Source organism: Sulfurimonas sp. HSL-3221, from assembly GCF_021044585.1.
GTDB classification, from domain to species: Bacteria; Campylobacterota; Campylobacteria; order Campylobacterales; family Sulfurimonadaceae; genus Thiomicrolovo; species Thiomicrolovo sulfuroxydans.
Map to the genome: position 1 here is coordinate 2,103,558 of NZ_CP087998.1, position 19,564 is coordinate 2,123,121.

At 59.8% G+C, this 19,564-nt stretch carries 18 protein-coding genes; 4 read left to right on the forward strand and 14 right to left on the reverse strand.

Features of this window, described 5'->3' with window-relative positions:
• Nucleotides 1-189 precede the first annotated feature (189 nt).
• Nucleotides 190-1,539: an NAD(P)/FAD-dependent oxidoreductase gene (locus LOH54_RS10790; protein ID WP_231019082.1), complete on the forward strand. Its 1,350-nt coding sequence runs from the start codon at nt 190-192 to the stop codon at nt 1,537-1,539.
• Nucleotides 1,540-1,589: 50 nt separating this feature from the next.
• Here LOH54_RS10790 and LOH54_RS10795 read toward each other — a convergent pair whose 3' ends face one another.
• From LOH54_RS10795 to surE, 4 genes are read right to left on the reverse strand one after another with little or no spacing between them, the layout of a single operon-like run.
• Nucleotides 1,590-2,537 (reverse strand): AEC family transporter, encoded by a 948-nt coding sequence (locus tag LOH54_RS10795; RefSeq protein WP_231019083.1) that lies wholly within the window; start codon nt 2,535-2,537, stop codon nt 1,590-1,592.
• Nucleotides 2,538-2,555: 18 nt separating this feature from the next.
• Nucleotides 2,556-3,845, reverse strand: coding sequence for a redoxin domain-containing protein (locus tag LOH54_RS10800; protein ID WP_231019084.1), 1,290 nt, complete (start codon nt 3,843-3,845; stop codon nt 2,556-2,558).
• Complete coding sequence (locus LOH54_RS10805) at nt 3,842-4,483, reverse strand: tRNA threonylcarbamoyladenosine dehydratase (protein WP_231019086.1); 642 nt, start codon at nt 4,481-4,483, stop codon at nt 3,842-3,844. Before LOH54_RS10805 ends, LOH54_RS10800 begins: the two co-directional genes overlap by 4 nt.
• Nucleotides 4,484-4,485: 2 nt before the next feature.
• A complete protein-coding gene (surE, locus tag LOH54_RS10810) occupies nt 4,486-5,259 on the reverse strand; it encodes a 5'/3'-nucleotidase SurE (protein WP_231019087.1) in 774 nt (257 codons plus the stop codon).
• Between the two features lie 74 nt (nt 5,260-5,333).
• On the opposite strand from surE, the gene LOH54_RS10815 reads away from it, so the two are divergent.
• Nucleotides 5,334-5,714 (forward strand): hypothetical protein, encoded by a 381-nt coding sequence (locus tag LOH54_RS10815; protein ID WP_231019088.1) that lies wholly within the window; start codon nt 5,334-5,336, stop codon nt 5,712-5,714.
• Here LOH54_RS10815 and LOH54_RS10820 read toward each other — a convergent pair.
• The 4 genes from LOH54_RS10820 to LOH54_RS10835 are packed head-to-tail and all read right to left on the reverse strand — an operon-like array spanning nt 5,709 to nt 10,082.
• Nucleotides 5,709-6,989: an ArsS family sensor histidine kinase gene (locus tag LOH54_RS10820; RefSeq protein ID WP_231019089.1), complete on the reverse strand. Its 1,281-nt coding sequence runs from the start codon at nt 6,987-6,989 to the stop codon at nt 5,709-5,711. The genes LOH54_RS10815 and LOH54_RS10820 overlap by 6 nt on opposite strands.
• On the reverse strand, nt 6,986-7,654 hold the full coding sequence (locus LOH54_RS10825) for a response regulator transcription factor (protein ID WP_231019090.1): 669 nt from the start codon (nt 7,652-7,654) through the stop codon (nt 6,986-6,988). The genes LOH54_RS10820 and LOH54_RS10825 overlap by 4 nt, the downstream gene beginning before the upstream one ends.
• Before the next feature lie 45 nt (nt 7,655-7,699).
• Complete coding sequence (gene feoB / locus LOH54_RS10830; protein ID WP_231019092.1) at nt 7,700-9,862, reverse strand: ferrous iron transport protein B; 2,163 nt, start codon at nt 9,860-9,862, stop codon at nt 7,700-7,702.
• Nucleotides 9,855-10,082: a FeoA family protein gene (locus LOH54_RS10835; RefSeq protein ID WP_231019093.1), complete on the reverse strand. Its 228-nt coding sequence runs from the start codon at nt 10,080-10,082 to the stop codon at nt 9,855-9,857. The genes feoB and LOH54_RS10835 overlap by 8 nt, the downstream gene beginning before the upstream one ends.
• A 143-nt stretch (nt 10,083-10,225) precedes the next feature.
• On the opposite strand from LOH54_RS10835, the gene LOH54_RS10840 reads away from it, so the two are divergent.
• On the forward strand, nt 10,226-10,780 hold the full coding sequence (locus tag LOH54_RS10840; RefSeq protein WP_231019094.1) for a CDP-alcohol phosphatidyltransferase family protein: 555 nt from the start codon (nt 10,226-10,228) through the stop codon (nt 10,778-10,780).
• On the opposite strand, the gene LOH54_RS10845 is transcribed toward LOH54_RS10840, so the two are convergent.
• The 5 genes from LOH54_RS10845 to LOH54_RS10865 form a co-directional block, all read right to left on the reverse strand.
• Nucleotides 10,749-10,973: a hypothetical protein gene (locus tag LOH54_RS10845; RefSeq protein WP_231019095.1), complete on the reverse strand. Its 225-nt coding sequence runs from the start codon at nt 10,971-10,973 to the stop codon at nt 10,749-10,751. The two genes, LOH54_RS10840 and LOH54_RS10845, sit on opposite strands and share 32 nt — an antisense overlap.
• A complete protein-coding gene (locus LOH54_RS10850; protein WP_231019096.1) occupies nt 10,970-11,956 on the reverse strand; it encodes a sensor histidine kinase in 987 nt (328 codons plus the stop codon). The genes LOH54_RS10845 and LOH54_RS10850 overlap by 4 nt, the downstream gene beginning before the upstream one ends.
• The gene (locus LOH54_RS10855; RefSeq protein ID WP_231021240.1) at nt 11,953-13,323 is read right to left on the reverse strand and encodes a DNA recombination protein RmuC; all 1,371 of its coding nucleotides are present in this window, start codon (nt 13,321-13,323) and stop codon (nt 11,953-11,955) included. Before LOH54_RS10855 ends, LOH54_RS10850 begins: the two co-directional genes overlap by 4 nt.
• Before the next feature lie 99 nt (nt 13,324-13,422).
• On the reverse strand, nt 13,423-15,846 hold the full coding sequence (gene lon / locus LOH54_RS10860) for an endopeptidase La (protein WP_231019097.1): 2,424 nt from the start codon (nt 15,844-15,846) through the stop codon (nt 13,423-13,425).
• The gene (locus LOH54_RS10865; RefSeq protein ID WP_231019098.1) at nt 15,846-16,598 is read right to left on the reverse strand and encodes an outer membrane protein assembly factor BamD; all 753 of its coding nucleotides are present in this window, start codon (nt 16,596-16,598) and stop codon (nt 15,846-15,848) included. The genes lon and LOH54_RS10865 overlap by 1 nt, the downstream gene beginning before the upstream one ends.
• Nucleotides 16,599-16,845: 247 nt before the next feature.
• Here LOH54_RS10865 and LOH54_RS10870 point away from each other — a divergent pair, with 247 nt between their 5' ends.
• A complete protein-coding gene (locus LOH54_RS10870; RefSeq protein ID WP_231019099.1) occupies nt 16,846-18,342 on the forward strand; it encodes a DEAD/DEAH box helicase in 1,497 nt (498 codons plus the stop codon).
• Between the two features lie 3 nt (nt 18,343-18,345).
• Here the strand turns inward: LOH54_RS10870 and LOH54_RS10875 are convergent, their stop codons facing one another.
• A complete protein-coding gene (locus LOH54_RS10875; RefSeq protein ID WP_231019101.1) occupies nt 18,346-19,560 on the reverse strand; it encodes a type II secretion system F family protein in 1,215 nt (404 codons plus the stop codon).
• Between the last annotated feature and the right edge of the window lie 4 nt (nt 19,561-19,564).

The window sequence follows — 19,564 nt, forward strand, 5'->3', positions numbered from 1 at the left end:
TTGTGGCTGGCTCAAAATCATTCCTCGTTTTTAGAGGAATTATAGCGCACATCGCTCTCCCTTGCCAGACCAAGCGCGCGGCACGAAACGGCGGGTTAATCATTTTTTGTCTACTATTTTGGTTTCAAGCGTATCCAAAACGTCCAACAAACGGTCTCTACCCGACCCCAATATACCGGAGCTATTATCATGAAATTTTCCCGCAGAGACGCCCTGAAACTCGGTGGAGCCCTTGCGGCCGCCATGGCGGCCGGCGGTACCGCCGAAGCCGCCGAGGCGACCCCGAAAACCGACACAGCCGACAGCCCGGCCCCGCTGCCAACTCCCAAAGGCCCCCGCGTCGTCGTTGTCGGCGGCGGGTGGTCCGGGCTCAGTATGGCGAAGTACACCAAACTTTTCGCCCCGACGGCCGAGGTCGTTCTCGTCGAACAGCGCGACGTTTTCATCTCCTGTCCCGTCAGCAATATGTGGCTGGTGGACAAGGTCGGCCTGGAGTTTATCACCCACGATTACTACCAGGCGGCCCAGCACCACGGCTACTCCTACTTCCATGCCGCGGCGACGGGCGTGGACAAAGTCAACAACACGCTGTATACGACGCGGGGCGATATCGCCTACGACTACCTGGTCCTCGCCCCGGGCATCGACTACGACTACTCCTTCTGGACCGACGACCCAGGTGTGGAGAACCGCCTTCGCCAGGAGTACCCGGCGGCGTTCCGTCCCGGCTCGGAACATATGACGCTCAAACGCAAGATCCACAGTTTCCAAGGGGGGACTTTCCTCCTTACCGTCCCCGGCGGGAACTACCGCTGCCTGCCCGCCCCCTACGAGCGCGCCTGTCTGATCGCGGACTATTTCAAGCACAACGGGATCAAGGGCAAAGTGCTCCTGCTGGACGAGAACAACGACATCACGATCAAAGCGCACGGCTTCCACACGGCGTTCGAGGAGCTCTACAAGGAGTACATCGTCTACGAACCCAACGCCGTCATCGAGGCGATCGACCTCGACAAGAAGCAGGTCAAAACGGAATTCGACACCTTCGCCTTCGACGACGCCTCTTTCTACCCCCATGTCCGGGGCGGTCGGCTTCTCGAGGTGTGCGGGGTCGCCAAGGATACCGTCTACAACCGGTTCGAGGGGGACATCGACCCGATGACCTACGAGGTCCGCGGCCATCCCAACATCTACATCACCGGCGATGCCCGCCCCACGGGCTTCTCCAAGTCGGGGAACACTTCGCTGAGCGAAGGGCAGAACGTCGCGAAAATGCTCGCCGCGAAGATCAATAAACAGGCCCCCCTCAAGTGGATGTCCCCGGTGACGCTCTGCATCTCCGCTGTCTCCGCCTTTCCCGAGCACGGGATCTTTATCCACTCCGAATACGCCTACAACCCGAAACACAAACAGTTCGAGTTCGCCACCCCGGTCACCGATGAACACTGGAAAGGCGAAGAGGGGCTGGAGAATGCCCGTAACATCTACGGCTGGGCGGAAGCCTGCTACATCGATATGTTCGGGGCCGCCAAGAGCTGAACCTCAACCAAACGCTCCCTATCGACTACCGGTACGGGTGCCGTTTCCCCCTACCCCAGAAGACGTATCATGACCGTCACCGTCACCATGCTGCCGAGCAGCGTGGCAAACACCAGATGTGAGGCGAGCGCAACGTCACAGCCGTAGCGCTTGGCGAAGGCGACGCTCAGCATCGCCGAAGGCATGGCGGACTCGATGACCAGCACCTGGAGCTGCCACGGTTCAAGCGCGACATAGTGGGCCGGCAGCGCAATAAGCAGAGGGGAAGCGACCAGTTTCAGGACAAGCACGACGGCAGCGATACCGGCGATCTCCCTGAGGCGGTCGAATCCGAGTGAAACCCCGACGAGCAGGGTGACCAGCAGCGTATTGGCCTTCGCGACGATCTGCACCGCGTCAAAGAGCGGTGAGAATACCATGCCCGTCACGGGCAACCCGGCAACGCTCCAGGCACTCCCCGCCGCAATGGCAATAAAGATCGGCGAACGGAAAAAGGCCGCCGCTCCGCTCCCGCCGGAACCCGACGCTTTTTTACCGCCGTAGTGCATGGCGATCATCGCCCCCAGCGTGAACAGCGGCAACCCCACCCCCAGTTCCGAGACCAGCGACGCTTCGGCCATCGCCGCCGCGTTTTTCCCAAAGACTTCCGCCACCAGGGGATACCCCAGGAGCGTGGAACTCCCGAAAACGGCCGCAAGGATAAAACTGCCCGTTTTCGGCGCGGAGAGTCCCATCACTCTGCTGGCAGCCCACGCCAGCAGGAAAAGAAGCAGTTCTCCCGCCAGCATCAGGCCCGTGACAAGCAGGTATTTCCACTCCAGCACGGCATGCGAAAGCGCATAAAAGATCAGCGCCGGCAGGGTCAGCTGCGTGATCATAGAGGCGAACAGCGAGCCGTGATCGGGGCTGAACATGCCCGAGCGGCGTAGAAAAGCGACGAGCAGAATGATACCGGTGAGCACCAGCATCGAGCTCAGCGTGTGCACATAAATATCCATGATGCCCCTCCGCGTGTTTCAGGCGATATAGGTCTCGAAAGACATAGATGACAAATCATACCTGATGACACGGTGCGCCCCGCTTTCGGCAATATAGAGGCTGCACCCCTGCTTGCACAATCCTGTAGGTTCGTTAAGTTCTTCCATCAGTGTCATCATCCGGCCGCTTTGAGGGTCGTACACCTTGAGCTTGCCGTTATAGGTATCGGCGATAAAGAGGCGCCCGCCGCCGCAGCCGTCCCCGATCCGGCCGCAGGTGATGCCCTGGGGATGCTGCAGCAGGATCGGGTCGCTGTCCGCGTCCCCCCAGGTGAACAGCCCCTCACCGACGAGAGTCTGCACGTGATCGTTCTCAATAGAGCGCAGAGCCGAGCTCTCCGCGTCGACGAACCAGAGTATGCCGTCATCGCAGCGCGTCATGCCCATCGGCTGGGCCAGCTGCGCCGCATCCCCCGCCCCGTCGCGCAGCGCTTCGAAGCGGTTGCCGTAGGTCTGCAGCGGACGCAGCGTCTCTTTATCGTAGACCGTGACGGTGTGCGCCCCCGCCTCGGCGATCGTGATCGTCTCTGCCTCCACAAGCAGTGCCGAGGGGGCGCGCAGCTGCTCGAACAGGACCGTCCGCTCCTCGCTGCGCAGATCGATGCGGCAGACGCTGCCGCCGGCGCGGTCGGCGATATAGAGCATCCCCTCCGAGAGGGCCAGGGCCGCGGGGGTCCGAAAGGGGGTAAAACGGCGGACAAGCCGCCCGGCCGCGTTGTATTCGCGCACATCCCCGCCCCCGCTGTTGGCTATGAACGTTTGTTCACCCGATACCAGCACGGCTTCGGGAAAGCGCAGCGGGCCCTTCAGTATCGCACTTTCGGCCGCGCCCTCCCGCGGGAGCAGGCCCAGCTTTTGAAGCGCCAGGTCGATGGCGACGCCTTGCGCCTCCCCCCGGAACGTCGCCGCGATGTACCCCTCTGCGTTGACCAGGACCATCGTCGGCCACGCCTTGACCGCGTATTGATCGACCAGGGCGCCCTCCGGGTCGTTCAACACTGGGTAGGTAATCCCCAGCCGCGCGACGGCGGCACGGACGGCGTCGACATCTTTCTCATGGGCGAATTTTCCGCTGTGCACCCCGATGACCTGCAGGCCGTCGCCGTAGCGGGCCTGCAGCCGTGAGAGCATCGGGAGGTTGTTCATGCAGTTGATGCAGCCGAAGGTGAAGAAGTCGAGCAGCACGGCCCGGGGGCGCAGACCGCGCAGGGAAAGCGGCCCTCCGGCGATCCACGCGCCGTGGTCGAGCTCGGGGGCGCGGACACTCATTTTGAACCGATGAGCCGCCGTACCGCCAGCGAGCACATGGTCAGACCGAAGGCGGCGGTCACCCCCATGAAACTCCCCTTGACTTTCACCCGCGGCGGTTCGCTGCTGAAGATGACCGGGTATTTCTTGCTGAAACGGCGCTTTTTGAGCTCGTAGCGCAGCTTGGAGGCGAAGCGGTCGCCGTGGGCCGTCCAGATGGTCCCCACCTCGATTTTTGTCGGGTCCAGCCGTTTGGCGGAGCCTGTCGCGCTGATCAGCTTCTTGTAGCACTTCTGCGCGAGGGCCAGCTTCGCCTTCGTATCGTCGATGGCGTCGAGCACAAGGTCGTAAGGCTCGAAGTCGAAGGCCTCCACCCACGCCTCGTCAATGCGTGTTTCGATCACGGTGATCTGCGGATAGTGGGTCTGCAGCGCCTTGACTTTCGACTCGCCGAGGTGGTGTTCGCTCCAGAGCTGGCGGTTCTGGTTGCTCTCGTCATAGGTGTCGAAATCAACGATGGTGATGTCATTCACCCCCGAACGGATCAGACAGTCCAGGCAGAAACTCCCGACCCCCCCGACGCCCAGCAGCAGCAGTTTTGCTCCCTGCAGCTTCTCAAAATCCTCTCCCAGGAGCATACGGGAACGTTCATAACGCACGCTCAGACTCCCAGCCAGGCATCAAGTGTGGGCATGGAAGCGTAGGCGCTCAGGTCCAGCATGATCGGCGAAACGGAGATGTGCCCACGCATCACCGCCTCGAAGTCGCAAAGCTCTTCGCGCCCCTCTCTGGCCTTGTACTCCAGAGGATGCAGGCCCAGCCAGTAGTACTCTTTGCCCCGGGGGTTGCGGTGCAGGTGGGCGTCGTTGGCGTAGAAGCGGTGGCCCGCGTAGGTTACTTTCGTTGCGGCCGACGTCACCTCCGGCGGGATATTGACGTTCAGGAACTGGCGCGGCGGCAGGGGGAATTCGGAAGCGAAGATCTTTTCCACGAGGTTGGAAACAGTTTCTTTCGCCAGCGCGAAATCCGGCAGGGGCTTTTCAAAGTCCATCACCTGTGAGACGGCGATGGCCGGCACCCCGTGCAGCACCGCCTCCATCGCCCCGGCCGCCGTGCCGGAGTAGGTAATGTCCTCGCCCATGTTCGAGCCCTTGTTGATGCCGCTGACGACGAGGTCCGGCTTTCGCCCCTCGAACATCGAGTGCAGCGCCAGGTAGATGCAGTCGCTCGGCGTCCCGTCGTCGAGCTTGAAAAAATCGTCGCCGACGCTGATAAAACTGAGCGGGTGCGACAGGGTCAGGGAGTGGCCGCAGGCCGATTTCTCGCTCGAAGGCGCGACGACGGTCACCTGGCCGTGGGGCCGGAGTGCTTCCACCAGTGCCAGCAGCCCTTCCGATTCGTATCCGTCATCGTTGGTGACCAGAATTTGCTTCACGTTGTTTTTCCTTATGGGTTGTGATATTATTATTTTGTATAACTTGATTTTATTCTGAGATCGGAGTTCGTCCCATGCCTATGACACAACAGCATAACGGGGATATACACGTCCCGAAATCTTTTGCAAAACAAGAAGTCGACCTCACCAAGGTCTTTCCCATGCCGGAAGGGTATGAGCACCTCTTTCTTGGACTCTATTTTATCACGATCCCCTATGTCGCGGGGCTGTTCTTTCTGTTTATCTTTATCGCCAAGGGGAGTTTCAACAACTTCTTCTCCCTCGATATCGCCATGTTCGCCGCCGTCTGGGCGATCGGGTACGAGGTCTGCGCCGCCGTCGCCCTGACGGTCATCTTCTATAAGATGTTCCGCTACCACCGAACCCACAAAAGCCTCGTCCGCACGAAGGAGCGCAAAACGAAACCCCTGCACGAGGTGCATAACCTCTCATAGCGCAGTAATATAGAAGCGGTTGACCCCGTCGTCGTATGCGTAGGCCAGCTGCAGATCGTGAGCGTGCAAGATCGCATCCACCAGGTAGAGCCCCAGCCCGAAGCTGTTGCGCGCCGGGTGTTCCTTCGTGAAAGGCTCCACGTAATAGCGCAGCGGGTGGCGCAGCTTCTCCCCCCTGTTTTCGAAGACGAGTTCTTTGCCCTCCATGCTTATTGCCACCCGTTTGTCCGGCGAATACTTCACGCCGTTGTCGATCATATTTTTGATGACCGTCGCCATCATCGTGAAATCGCAGGCCATCCGCTCGCTGCTGTCGACATCGACGCTGATCATCTCCGGCTCCAGCATGGACTGGTCGATCGCCTCGTCGATCAGGTCCACCAGCCGGTAGGTCCCGATGTTCTTGTTGCCGAAGCCCGAGGAGGCCTCCTCGATCATCGCGAACTCGTTGATGAGCTGCTCGAGGCGCAGGAAAATATTGTTGAATCTCGCTTTCTGCTTGGGTTCGGCGAGCAGCTCCGCGGAGATCCGCCCCTTGGCGATGGGCGTTTTGAGCTCATGCATCACGTTGCGCAGGAAGAGAGTCCGGGATTCGATGAGGGTATTGATATTCTTGCGCGCCTGCTCGAGCTCGTTGGCGAGGATGGCGATCTCGTTGCCCCCTCTCATTTCGAACACGACGTCCCTGTCGCCGCCGGCGTAGCGGATCACCCGCTTTGTCAGGATGCGCAGGGGACGGATCCGGCGCCAGATGATGAAGACCGCCCAGGCGATCACGAAGACGATCGTTAGATAGGCGCTGAGCAGATGGGTCGGGAAATAGGGGCGGAGCTGTTCATCCAGCAGCAGGAACCTCCCCTGGGGCGTCTCCAGGAAAAAGTAGATCTTCCCCTCCGACTCCAGCATCGTCGCCCGAAGGTCGCTGACCCGGTCCAGGGCGTGCATCGCCTCGTTCGAAAAGTGCATAGTGCGCACCACTTCCTGGAACCCGACGCGCTTGAGGACGTCGGCTTTGTCGAAAACGGCCCGGACCGCTTTGTCACCCTGGATGTGCGACAAGCCGTAGACGGCGAGGTTTGCCTCCAGGATCGCCTCGGAGGTATGCTTCATCATATGCTCGCGGTAGATCTGCGTAATGACGGTGTACTTGTTGAAAATGTTGTCGATGTACTGGGCGCGGTTGTTCTTGTAGAATTCCCAGAAGACGAAGGTGACGCTGATCAGCGTCACCGCGAAAGCGAAAAGGATGGTCAGTAAGACGGCATTGCGCCTCATTTGATAAGCTTGTAGCCGATGCCCCGCACCGATTCGATCAGGGATTTATCTCCGAGCTTGTTGCGGATCCGCCCGACCATGACATCGATGCTCTTGTTCGAGGAGTCCTCGTTGATCGCGTTGACGTTGAGGATGATATCCTCGCGGGAGACGACCATCCCCTCTTTTTTGATCATAAAGGCGAGGATGCCGTACTCCGCGTTGGTCAGGTCCAGCGCGCGCCCCTTGTAGCTGATCTGCATCGCCCCCTCATCGAGCTTGAAATCGCTGTGGTGCTCCTGGGCCTGTTTGGCTTCCGTTTTCGCGGCATACCGGCGCAGCACCGAACTGATGCGGGCTTCGAGTTCGCGGGGGTCGTAGGGTTTGGGGAGGTAGTCATCGGCGCCCAGCTCCAGGGCGTTAACCTTGTCGGTGACGTCCGAGCGGGCCGAGGAGATGATGATGGGGATGTCCTGGCGTTCGCGGATCGCTTCACAGACCTCGAGCCCGTCCATCCCCGGCAGCGTCAAGTCGAGGATGACCAGATCATAGGGTTTGAGTTTGAGGATGCTCAGCGCCTTGAAGGGGTCGTCCTCCGTTTCGATCTCGTACCCGAACTGCTCAAGGTACTCGGTCAGGATCTCCGCAAGCTCCAGATCGTCTTCAATCATCAGTATCTTTTTCATGCGAGCATTTTATCCCAGCAGCATTAACTTTTAGCTAACGGTCCCCTAGTGCGGCAGCAGGGCCTCAGCCCCCGTCAGCATGAGGGTAAGATGGTAGGCGACAAAGGCAAGCGTATAGGCCGTCGCCGTCGTAAACATGAAAAGATAGATGAAATATTTGATCCCGCCCGCTTCCCGGGTAAAGACGACCGAGGCCGCCAGACAGGGGAGGTAGAGCATGATCACGACGATAAAGGCAACGGCCGAAGCAAAGGGGATATGCGCGCGGATGGCGCTGATAAGGGTTTTGTCCGTTTCCGTCACCCCCTCGCCGACGGCATAGAGCACCCCCAAGGTCGAAACGACGACCTCTTTGGCCGCCAGTCCCGTCTGCAGGGCGATGGCCATTTTCCAGTCCAGCCCGATCGGGGTAAAGAACGGTTCGATCGCCTTACCGATGCGTCCCAGGTAGCTCTGTTCGAGCTGGGCCGCATCCGCTTCGACGGCCAGGTGCGCCGCCGCACTCCGGTCTGCGGCCTGTTCAATCTTCGCGCTGTAAGCCGCCTCGATCTCATGCGAGTGGGGGTAGCTGCTCAGGAACCAGACCAGCATCGATGCCCCGGCGATGAAGGTTCCCGCTTTTTTCAGGTACATCAGGGTCTTGGTCAGCACCGTGTGCCAGATAAGCTTGACCGACGGCAGGCGGTATTTCGGCATCTCCATGACGAAGGGTTCGTCCTGGCCGCGGAAGGCCGTCAGCTTGAGGACCTTCGCTGCAACCAATCCGATCATCGCCCCGGCGATGTAGATGGCGAAAAGGACGTTGCCCGCGATGCTCGGCGCGAAGAAGGCCCCCGTAAAGAGCACGTAGACCGGCAGACGCGCACCGCAGCTCATGAAGCCGATGATAAAGAGCGTCAACAGGCGGTCGCTGTCGTTCTTCAGAATCCGCGCCGACATATAGGCGGGGATGGAGCATCCGAACCCCGTCACCAATGGAATAAAGGACTGCCCGTGCAGGCCGAATTTGTGGAAGACGCCGTCGAGCAGGAACGCGACCCGCGACATATACCCCGTCGATTCGAGCAGGGCGATCCCGATAAAGAGGATGATAATATTCGGCGTAAAGAGGACCACCGCCCCCACCCCGGCGATGACGCCGTCGACGATCAGGGAGCGGATATCGGCGTTGGGGATCGTCGCGCCCACCGTCTCGCCAAACCAGCCGAAGAAGGCGTCGATCCACTCCATCGGGATATTGCCGATCTCGAAAGTGAGCTGGAAGAGCCCCCACATCAGAAAGAGGAAGATCGGGATCCCCAGTACGGGGTGAATGAGCAGGTCGTCCACCCGCTCGGTGAGGCTCTTCTTCTCGATGGGCTGTTCGGTCTGGCGGACCGTTTCCGTGATGACCCCCCGGATGAACGCGGCATACTCCTCGGCGAAAACCTCTTTGACATCATCCGTATCATGGTGCGTCTCGATATGCTTGTCCGCTTCGATGAGCAGCGGCTGCAGCTCCGTCCAGAGCGGCAGGTCATGCAGGGTGCGGTAGGTCTTCTTCTCGTTCTGGAGCAGGTTGATCGCGATGTTGCGGTTGGAGATCGCCGCCTTGAAGCGGTGCTCGTCAAGGTAGGAGGCAATGATATCGATCTCCTCTTCCACGGCCTGGGAGAAGATCAGCTTCGGCTCCTGATAGGGGGTCTCGTGGGTGGCGATCACCGCTTCGATCAGCGTCTCGATCCCCATCTTGGCCGCCGCGGAGACCCGTACCGCGGTGAGGCCGAGCAGCGTCGAGAGGTAGTCGTAGTCGATCCGGATTCCCTCCCGGTCCGCCTCGTCGCTCATATTGAGCGCCAGTACCATCTTCTTGTTCATCGTCATCAGCTCGGCGGTGAGCTGCAGGTTCTTCTCCAGGTTCGTCGAATCGACGACGTTGATCATCAGGTCATACTCTTCGTTGCACAGAAAGTCGTGGGTCACGCGCTCTTCGATAGAGTAGTCGGTAAAGGCGTAGGTGCCCGGCAGGTCCACGATGGTAAAGTGGTAATCCTTGTAGTCGAAAAAGACCTCGGATTTTTCAACCGTCACCCCGCTGAAATTGCCCACGTGCAGGCGGGCATCGCTGATGGCGTTGATCAGCATGCTCTTGCCGACGTTTGGCTGGCCGACGAGGGCGATGCGGATATGTTTTTCGGTGACGGGACAGACGGGGGCGGTGTTAGGCATCGGCGGTAACCTCGATCAGTTCGGCTTCCTCTTTACGCAGGGCGAGGCGCATCCGCCCTATCTTGATCTCGACGGTGCTTTTGGCAGGCGCGAAACCCATCAGCTCCACCCGGGCCCCTTTCATGACCCCGAAGGAGACAAGACGCTGTTTCAATGGCCCCTGGGCATGCAGCTTGACGATGGTAGCGCTGCACCCTTTCATACACTCTGTCAATTTCACTGTTACCCGAGTCCCGTCCTGATTGGTTTCTAAATGATAATAAAAATCAAATTAATTTAGACTAAATTAGCGCTGCTAATCCATTGGTCGTATTATACCTACCCCACCGCCGATTTTTCCGCTTCGTCTGTTATAATGCCGCCATGAAATTTCTTTACCGCGCCGACAACCATTTCAATCTGGCCAACCTCTTTACGATGGTCAATATCGCCAGTGGACTCCTGGCCGTCTATTTTATCAGCCAGAACAACTTCTTTACCGCAATCATCTTTGCCTGGATCGGCGGGGCCTTTGATATTTTCGACGGTAAAATCGCGCGTAAATATGCCCTCTCGAACGAGTTCGGCATCCAGCTCGACTCCTTCGCCGACTTCCTCTCCTTCGTGCTGGTGCCCGTGTTTTTGATCTTCCAGGCGGTCTACACGGGACTGGACGGCGCACTGCTGCTGCTCTCGGGTGCGGTCAGCATCTACTACGTCGTCAGCGGCCTGCGCCGCCTGATCCAGTTCAACATCAATGCCGAAGAGGGGAGCGTCGAAAAATACTTTACCGGCGTCCCGACCCCGCTCGGCGCCATTTTGCTCTGGCTGGCCTATCTCACCGCCGCCTATGGCTTTACCAACGCCTACATCGTCATGGGAGCGATGGTCGTGATCGGATGGCTGCTCAACTCGACGGTGAAGGTCCCCCACCCGTAATCTCCTGCCGGAACCGGCACTCGCCTACCGTTACCGTCTTTCCCTCTTTCGTCGCTTCCAGCACATAATCGAGGATCCCCTCCGGGTCCGCGCCGCCCATCTCCTCGCTGATAATCCGCAGGGCATCCTCCCGGCGGGTCGGTACCCAGCGCGTCTCTTTGACAAAACAGGTCAGCAGGCGCAGGCTGCTCATGCCTCTTCCTCTGTTTGGTGTTTGCCTATCTTCAGGTAGAAGCAGGCCCCCCGGTCGATATTGTCAAAACTCAGCTCACCGTTGCAGTGCTCCTCGACGATGTTGCGGGCCATGTAAAGCCCAAGACCTGCGGCACGGCTGTCGCCCTTGGTCGAAAAGTAGGGTTCGAAGATACGGTCGGCGACGTCCGCTGCCACCCCGCCGGCATTGTCGCAGAGGCGGATGACGACGAACTGCCCCGTTTCATAGCACTCGATCTCGATGCGCGGCAGTGCGATCCGCCGTTCGACCAGGGCCTCCTTCGCATTATGAAGCAGGCTGATCAATACCCGGATGATCTCGTTCCGGTAAAGAGGGAGGGTCATCGAGCACTCCAGGCGCGTCTCGACCCGGATATCCGTTTCGGCCAATTCGAGCGCCAACAAGGAGAGCGCGCTCTGCACGGCTTCGGAGAGATCCACGGCTTCGCGGACGGTATCGGGGCGGAAGAACTCCTGCCACTCCCCCAGGCTTTCGAGCATCGATGTCGCGATCAGTGCCGCCGCTTCCGCCTGCTCCGCCCGGTCCCCACCTTTTCCCGGGAGCGTGGCGAGCCGCTGCAGCGGCTCTCGCCAGCGGCTTGCGACCAGTCCGACCGTCTCGTCCATGGCATTCGTCAGCGAACGCTGCATGCCCAGGCGGTCGCTGCGGCGCTGCGCTTCCACCGCATCCTCTACCCGGGCATCCACCGCCGCGTTGAACTCCTGCAGCGCGTTGTCGCGGAGGCGCACCTGCTCCTGGTAGCGCAACAGCAGCGTGTACCCCCAGTAGCCGGAAAAAAGAGTGGAGAGGAGGACCGTCAGGGCGACAAAGGCAGTGCCGACGATCAAGATGTCGCGCTGTGGGTCGCTATCATACAGCGTATAGAGAATGCCCTCCGCAATGAAGGCGAAGAGCACAGGGATCGTCGCAATCAGCCAGGGGAGCACTCCGTCGCGTTTCATTCCGTCCCCTCATCCTTGCCCGGCAGTGCTTTTTTCGGACTGAGCCCGAGCTTTTTCATCTGTTCCGCACGGCGGATCAGGTTCCCCTTCCCGCTGGAGAGCTTATTCATCGCCGCCTCCCACTGCCCCTGGGTTCTGCCGAGCTGGTCGCCGATGCGCTCCATGTCCTCGACGAATCCGACGAACTTGTCATACAGCGCTTCCGCCTGCCGCGCGATCTCCGCGGCGTTTTGCTGCTGCTGCTCGGTCCGCCAGATATTCTCGATGGTGCGCAGCGTCGCCAGCAGGGTCGACGGGCTTACGACGATGATGCGGGCATCGTACGCCTTTTTAAAGAGCCCGCTGTCGTTCTGCAGTGCCAGGTGGAACGCCCCTTCGATCGGCATGAAAAGCAGCACGAAATCCAGCGTCCGCATCCCCGGCAGGTTTTCGTACCGTTTTTCGGAGAGCCCTTTGATATGGGCATTGATCGAGACGAGGTGCTGGCGGAGCGCTTTGGCTTTCTGCTCGGGATCGTCGCTGCTCATAAACTGTTCGTAGGCGACGAGGGAGACCTTGGAGTCGATGATGACGCAGCGCTCCTGGGGGAGAAACACGACGACGTCGGGACGGAGCATATTCCCCTTGTCGTCCTTGTAGGTGCCCTGGGTTTCGTACTCGTGGCCCGGCCGCAGGCCCGAGCTCTCCAGTACCCGTTCCAGCACGATCTCCCCCCAGTTCCCCTGGGTCTTCGTCTCCCCTTTGAGGGCGTTGGTCAGATTGAGCGCATCCTCGGCGATGCGTTCATTGAGCACCTTGAGACGCTCGATCTCGCTTTTGAGCAGGTGGCGCTCCTTGCTCTCTTCGACATACTGGGTCTGCGTCTGTTTGGAGAAGGCGTCAATCTGCTCTCGGAAGGGTTTTAGCAGCAGCTGCAGTTGCTGCTGGTTCGCGGCATCGAAGGTCTTCGCCTTCTGTTCGAAGATCCTGTGCGCCAGCCCTTCGAACTGCGCACTGAGCGCCTGTTTCGCCTCATCGAGCAGGCGGAGCTGCTCCGTATGCTGTTTCTGCGCCTCTTCATAGCGGGTCTGCAGCACCGCGAAGTCGCGTTCCAGGCGCTGGTGGGCCTGTCGGGCGTTTTCAAGCTGCAGCGTCCCCGCTTCCACGCCGGCGCGAAGACGCTCCTCCTCTTTCGCGCGCCATGCCAGCGTGTCGTTCAGCCTGATAAGCTCTTGTTCGCGCTGCTGAAGCACCGCCTGCTGCGCTTCGGCGGCCTCCCGCGCCGCCGCCAGGGCCACGCCCCGTCGGCGCAGAAGCAGCAGCATGTACAGCGCAGCCGCCGCCAGCAGCAGGGCAATCAGAAGGGGAACGATCTGGTAAAGGGTCATAGTATCCACAGGCACGCGCTTTTTTAGATTCTGAATTTTGATATTGATTATAGTGAAAAAATGGTTATGAAAGCGTAAATGAGGCAGCCCGGGGAGGGCTTATTCCGGCAGCAGCGTCAGTTTGAGCACCTCTTCGATCCGTTCGACCGGGACGATCGTCACGACTTCCTTGACCTCGTCCGGGATCTCGTCGAGGTCGCGCTCATAGTTCTTTTTCGGGATGAGCGCCGTATGCATGCCCGCCTTGTGCGCGGCGATCAGTTTCTCCTTGAGCCCGCCGATGGGCAGGACGTTGCCGCTGAGCGACACCTCGCCCGTCATCGCGATCCCCGCGCGGACCGGTTTGTTGCTGAGAATGGAGGCGATCGCCGTGCTCATCGCGATCCCCGCGCTCGGCCCGTCTTTGGGCGTTGCGCCGTCGGGAACGTGGATATGGAGGTCGTAGCGCTTGTAGACTTCGCTGGCGTCCAGCGTCGTCTGCTCCTCCTGCTCTTTAAAAGTCCGCGGGATAATGGCGTGGTCCACCTTGACCTTGCCGTTGTCGATCTGGGTCTTGACGACGCTCATCGCGATACGCGCGGACTCCTTCATGACCTCGCCGAGGCTGCCGGTGAGCTGCATCTGCCCCTTGCCCTTGATACGGATCGTCTCGATCTTGAGCACATCCCCGCCGACGGCGGTCCAGGCCAGCCCGTTGACGACACCGACGCGGTTAACGTTGTCGGTCTTCTCGATCTCGAAGACCGTCTTGTCCATGAACTCCTTGAGGTTCTTGACCGTCACCGAGACTTTGCCCAGCGTAGGGTCTTCCAGGATCATCTTCGCCGACTTGCGGGCGATGTCGGCGATGCGGCGGCGCAGGTTGCGCACCCCGGCTTCCCGGGTGTAGCTGTGAATCAGCTCTTTCATCGCCGGCGCGGAGACCGTCACCTCCTGTTTTTTCAGCCCGTGCTTTTTGAGCTCCTGCGGTAGCAGGTAGCGCTTGGCGATCTCGAACTTCTCCTGGGGCGTGTAGCTGCTCACCCCGATAAACTCCATACGGTCGCGCAGCGGGGCCGGGATCCGGCCGACGTCGTTGGCCGTCGCGATGAAGATCACCTGGCTCAGGTCGAGGTCGAAGTTGACGAAATAGTCGCGGAAATGGCTGTTCTGTTCGGGGTCGAGGATCTCGAGCAGCGCCGCCGTCGGGTCTCCGCGGTGGGACATCCCCACCTTGTCGATCTCGTCCAGGACGACGACGGGGTTCATCTTCTTCGCGTCGATAATCCCTTGCACAACCCGGCCCGGCATCGCGCCGATGTAGGTGCGGCGGTGCCCGCGCAGCTCATTGACATCTTCAAGCCCGCCCAGGGCGATCCGGACCAGGGGACGTTTGAGGGCGGTGGCAATGGAGTTCGCCAGGGAGGTTTTCCCGACGCCCGGAGGGCCCGCGAAACAGAGAATGGCGCTGCCACCCTTCTGCGCGCTTTTGCCCCGAAGCTCCATCAGCTCCTTGACGGCGAAGAACTCGGAAATGCGCTTTTTCGGTTTTTCAAGGGAGAAGTGGTCCGCATCGAGCTGGGACTCGACATTCTCGATCTTGAGGGCTTTTTTGGCGAGTTTGCCGAAGGGGATCTCCAGCACCCACTCAAGGTAGCCCTGGATCATCCCCGCGTCGGCGGAGTCGGGGTGCAGGCGCGCATAGCGGTCGAGCTGCTTGGAGATCTCTTTGTAAGCGTCCTCGCCCATATGCTCTTTCATCGCTTCGAGCTGCTTGCGGTACTCGGCGATCTCCTCTTCGCGCTGGTTGTCGACGCCCAGCTCCTGCTGGATCTCTTTGAGCTGCTCTTTAAGGAAGTACTCCTTGTTGATCTGCTCCATCTTTGTATTGACCTTGGTGCGGATCTCGCGCTGCAGCTTGCTCGCTTCGATCTCCTCAATCAGGTAGTCGATGAGCAGCAGCAGGCGCTGTTCCGTATCCGCCTCGACGAACATCTCATAGGCGCGCTGCTTCGGGAGCTTGACCGTGCTGCAGATCAGGTCGGCGATGCGGTTGTACTCCTGGGTCTCCTCGATGGTGCGCAGCAGGTCCGGCGGGAAGAAGTTACTCACCTGCGACAGGGCCCGCACCTTTTCGCGCACGACCTCGAGGATCGCGTCCATCTTGATCTCGTTAACGGGCTTGGGGTCGATCGTATCTACCAGCACCCGCAGCGGGTCTTCGCCCCGCGCCTCCATCGCCTTGCCCCGCGCCAGCCCCTGAAAGAGGACCTTCACCCGGCCATCAGGCAGCGAAACCTTGCGCATAATGGAACCGATCACCCCGGCATCATGAATGCTCTCGAAGGTGCGTTCGCCCTCCTGCCCCTCTTTCGTGGGGCAGACGATGACAAGCGAGTCGTGTTCGATCGCATAGGTCACCGCCGCAATATTCTCATCGTCTTTGAGAAACAACGGCGAGATCATAAACGGGTAGAGGAACAGCCCGTCTTCAAAAATGACCGGCAGTTCGGTCGGGAAACTTGCATAATGGTCCAGTTGCATTACTCTTCCTTCATATCGGTTCGGTTTTCATCGGCTACATCATTGTAGCTGTGGCGGGAGACTACGCTCTGGGTGTCAGGGATGATGAAGGCGTACCAGCTCGCATGGCCGTCGCCTTCGAAGATCCGCCGGTACCACGCCGTCTGCGCCGGGTCCACCTTGTTCCAGTCGATCCACGGCTGGGGTTTTTTCCCGCGGTAGAACGCTGCGGCTTTCGGTTTGTCAAGCCGGTCGTAGAGCTCGGCGATCGATTCGTTCAGGGCCGCTTCGGCGAGGTAAAGCCGCGTGACCATCGTATCGACAACCGGGGCGTACGTCGAACGGGGGTAGAGGCGCAGAAAACGCTCGCCCTCCGCGATCGCCTCGTTGATCAGCCCCTGGTCGCGGCGCGGGTTCGGCAGGGCCATGTATTTGGCCTTGACCTTCATATACTCGGCGTACTCGCGTTCGGCGGGGGTCGCGTAGCGCTTGATGTATTCGGTCAGAAAATGCTCGGCGAGCAGATACTCCTCCGACTGCAGGTGCGCGATCGCCATGATCATCGTCGCCTCGGGCAGCAGCGGAGAGCCGATATGCTCGCTCTGCAGGGAACTGTAGTAGTTGTCCGCCTTGTCGAGGTTACCGTCGGAAACGGCCGCGACCATCTTCTCGTACCAGTACGCGGCCGGTTTGTTGTATTCGTCAAGTTCTTTGGTACAGCCGCCGAAAAGGACCAGCAGCGTTATCAGGGTTGCAATTGTTTGTTTTATCATTCTCTCCCACACGGGTTCCAAAAAGTGAAGCCATTTTAGCAAAAAAAGTTAAAGGGACGCGCCGCCCCGCCCCGGTAACCCCGCGCACACTGCAAAATGCAAAAATTTCGCTATAATTGCATTTAAATTTACCGGGCCCGATCAAACTATCCTTCCTGCTTTTTAAGCCGCTTCAGAAAATGCAACTCAATTTTTGATTCACTTCAGTCGCAACGATGGTTTAGCCGTGTCCGTTTCAAGAGAGAAAATGCAGACACCCCCCATCGAAACACAAGACGATACCGTCGCCGCACCGACGGCCTCCTTTGACGATTTCGGGCTCCGCCCGGAGATCCTCCAGAGCATCCGCTACGCCGGTTTCAAAGTCCCCAGTCCCATTCAGCAGCAGGCAATCCCCCTCGTCCTTGAAGGGCGCGACGTCGTCGGCCAGGCCCACACCGGGACCGGGAAAACCGCCGCGTTCGGCCTGCCGACGCTGAGCCAGATGGCCCTTGACCGCGGCGTCGAGGCGCTGATTATCGTCCCGACCCGCGAACTGGCCAACCAGGTCAGCGACGAGCTCTTCAAATACGGCAAGAAGCTCGGCATTCACACGGTCACCGTCTACGGCGGCAGCTCCTACAACCGCCAGATCGGCCTGATCGAGCGCGGCGCACAGGTCGTGATCGCCACGCCGGGCCGCCTCAAGGACATCCTCGAGCGCAACATGCTTGCTGATTTCGCCCCCTCCACCGTCATCCTTGACGAAGCGGACGAGATGCTCGACATGGGCTTCCTCGACGACATCAACACGATCTTCGATTTCCTGCCGACGGACCGCCAGACCCTGCTCTTCTCGGCCACGATGCCCAAGCCGATCAAAGCCCTCGCCGAGCGCATCCTTGTCAACCCCGCCTTTGTCTCCATCACCCAGGAGGAGACGACGAACAAGGACATCGCCCAGCAGTACTACGTCATCGAGGAGAATGAACGCGACGACGCCATCATCCGCCTGCTCGATGCCGAAGAGCTGGAAAAGACCATCGTCTTCTGCCGCACCAAGCGCGAAGTCGACCGCCTCTCCAATGTTCTCTCCTCCGTCGGCTACAACGCCAAAGGGCTCCACGGCGACATGGAACAGCGGCAGCGCGAGTCCGTAATCAAGGGCCTCAAAGACAATGCAATCGACATTCTCGTTGCGACCGACGTCGCCGCGCGGGGAATCCACATCAACGATGTCAGCCACGTCATCAACTACCACATCCCTTTCGATCCCGAAAGCTATGTCCACCGCATCGGCCGGACGGGGCGTGCGGGACAGAAAGGGGTCGCCATCACCCTGGTCACCCCGCTGGAGTTCAAGGAGCTGCAGCGCATCCGCAAGATCGTCGGTACCCAGATGGCCCACTCCTACATCCCGACCAAGCAGCAGGTGCAGTCCAAGCAGATGTCCCGCCTCGTCGACGAGATCGAAAAGCAGAAGATCTACGAGGAAGCGACCGAACTCTTCAACGCGCTGTGCGAAGACCTGGACCAGACGCAGGTCGCCTATAAGCTCATCTCTATGCTGATGAAGCGCACCGACATCAAAGGGCCGCAGAGCATCGGCGTGCCCAAACAGCGCCTGGACAAAATCATGGAGGCGATGGAACGCAATGACAGAGGCGGACGCCGCGGTGGCAAACCGCGCCGTGGCGGCTACAACAACCGCCGGCGCAATGACGGCGACCGCAACCGGGGCGACCGTTCCCGCGGCCGCCGCTAAGGCCTAGCTGATATTCATCGAGAAGATCGGCAGCAGCATCGCCGTGACGATGAAGCCGATCACCCCCCCTACCAGCAGCATCAGCATCGGTTCCAGCAGGGAGAGGAAAAGCCCGATCTTGTCCTTGTTCTCCTCGAAATAGAGCTCGGAGAGGTTCTGCAGGATCGCCGTCACCTCACTCGTCTCCTCCCCCAGCGCGATCGCCTGGGCAAAAGAGGGATCGATCTCAAACCCCTCACGCAGCAGCGCATTGGAAAGCTTTGAACCTTCGACGACCCGGTCCGAAGCGCCGGCGAACTTGCGCTGGAGCACCTGGTTGTGCAGGACGTTTGCCGAGAGGTTGATCGTCTGCGCGAAGGGCACCCCCGAACGGATCAGCACCGACGCGATATAGGAGAAGCGCCCCAGCTCCGAGGTCTGGACGACCTGCCCGAAAAAGGGGAGCTTCAGCTGCAGCAGATGCACGCCGAACCGGAAAGGGCGGTTGTACTTCATCGCCGAGGCGAAGAGCCCGATCAGCGCCACGATCCCCACCACGAGCCCGATCCAGTGGGCGGTGAAGAAATCCCCCGTTGCAATGACGAACTGCGTGACCGGCGGCAGCTCCTGGTCGAGCTGGTCGAAGATCCCGGTGATCTTCGGAACGACGAAGGTGATCATGAACGCTACCATGAAGATCGAGACGACGATGATAAACGACGGATAGGCGAAAGCGCTCTTGATCTGCTTGCTGATGCGGTCCTGCTCTTTGAGGAAGATCGCCATCTCCAGCAGGACCTCCTGCAAGATCCCGCTCTCTTCGGAGACGCGGATGGACTGTTTGTAGAACTCCGGCAGGGCCAGGATGTTTTGCCGCTCCAGCGCCTGGTAGAAGCTTTTTCCCTCGTCAAGCATCGTGATGATGCTGCTGAGGAAGTTCGTCATCTTCTTGTTTTTCGCATACTGGTTCCGGGCGAGTTTCAGGGCGTTGACGATGGAGATGCCCGATTTGATGTAGATGGAGAGGTCGCGGCTGAGGATGGAGAGCTCGTTCGCCCCGGCGACTTTTTTCCGCGAAAAGTTCAGACGGCCGACGGCGGCGCGTTTCTCCGCTTCGAGCTTGGTATAGAAGACCCCCTGGGAGCGGAGGCGCTTTTTCGCCTCCTCCAGGTCGGCGGCTTCAAGGACCCCCTTCGTCTTCTTGCCGTCTTGCAACAGGCCCCGATAGGCAAATACCATTCTT

Coding starts and splice junctions, on each gene's coding strand:
- LOH54_RS10790 (WP_231019082.1), top strand. CDS start 190: ATGAAATTTTCCCGCAGAGACGCCCTGAAACTCGGTGGAGCCCTTGCG.
- LOH54_RS10795 (WP_231019083.1), bottom strand. CDS start 2,537: ATGGATATTTATGTGCACACGCTGAGCTCGATGCTGGTGCTCACCGGT.
- LOH54_RS10800 (WP_231019084.1), bottom strand. CDS start 3,845: ATGAGTGTCCGCGCCCCCGAGCTCGACCACGGCGCGTGGATCGCCGGA.
- LOH54_RS10815 (WP_231019088.1), top strand. CDS start 5,334: ATGCCTATGACACAACAGCATAACGGGGATATACACGTCCCGAAATCT.
- LOH54_RS10820 (WP_231019089.1), bottom strand. CDS start 6,989: ATGAGGCGCAATGCCGTCTTACTGACCATCCTTTTCGCTTTCGCGGTG.
- LOH54_RS10825 (WP_231019090.1), bottom strand. CDS start 7,654: ATGAAAAAGATACTGATGATTGAAGACGATCTGGAGCTTGCGGAGATC.
- feoB (WP_231019092.1), bottom strand. CDS start 9,862: ATGCCTAACACCGCCCCCGTCTGTCCCGTCACCGAAAAACATATCCGC.
- LOH54_RS10840 (WP_231019094.1), top strand. CDS start 10,226: ATGAAATTTCTTTACCGCGCCGACAACCATTTCAATCTGGCCAACCTC.
- LOH54_RS10845 (WP_231019095.1), bottom strand. CDS start 10,973: ATGAGCAGCCTGCGCCTGCTGACCTGTTTTGTCAAAGAGACGCGCTGG.
- LOH54_RS10850 (WP_231019096.1), bottom strand. CDS start 11,956: ATGAAACGCGACGGAGTGCTCCCCTGGCTGATTGCGACGATCCCTGTG.
- LOH54_RS10855 (WP_231021240.1), bottom strand. CDS start 13,323: ATGACCCTTTACCAGATCGTTCCCCTTCTGATTGCCCTGCTGCTGGCG.
- lon (WP_231019097.1), bottom strand. CDS start 15,846: ATGCAACTGGACCATTATGCAAGTTTCCCGACCGAACTGCCGGTCATT.
- LOH54_RS10865 (WP_231019098.1), bottom strand. CDS start 16,598: ATGATAAAACAAACAATTGCAACCCTGATAACGCTGCTGGTCCTTTTC.
- LOH54_RS10870 (WP_231019099.1), top strand. CDS start 16,846: ATGCAGACACCCCCCATCGAAACACAAGACGATACCGTCGCCGCACCG.
- LOH54_RS10875 (WP_231019101.1), bottom strand. CDS start 19,560: ATGGTATTTGCCTATCGGGGCCTGTTGCAAGACGGCAAGAAGACGAAG.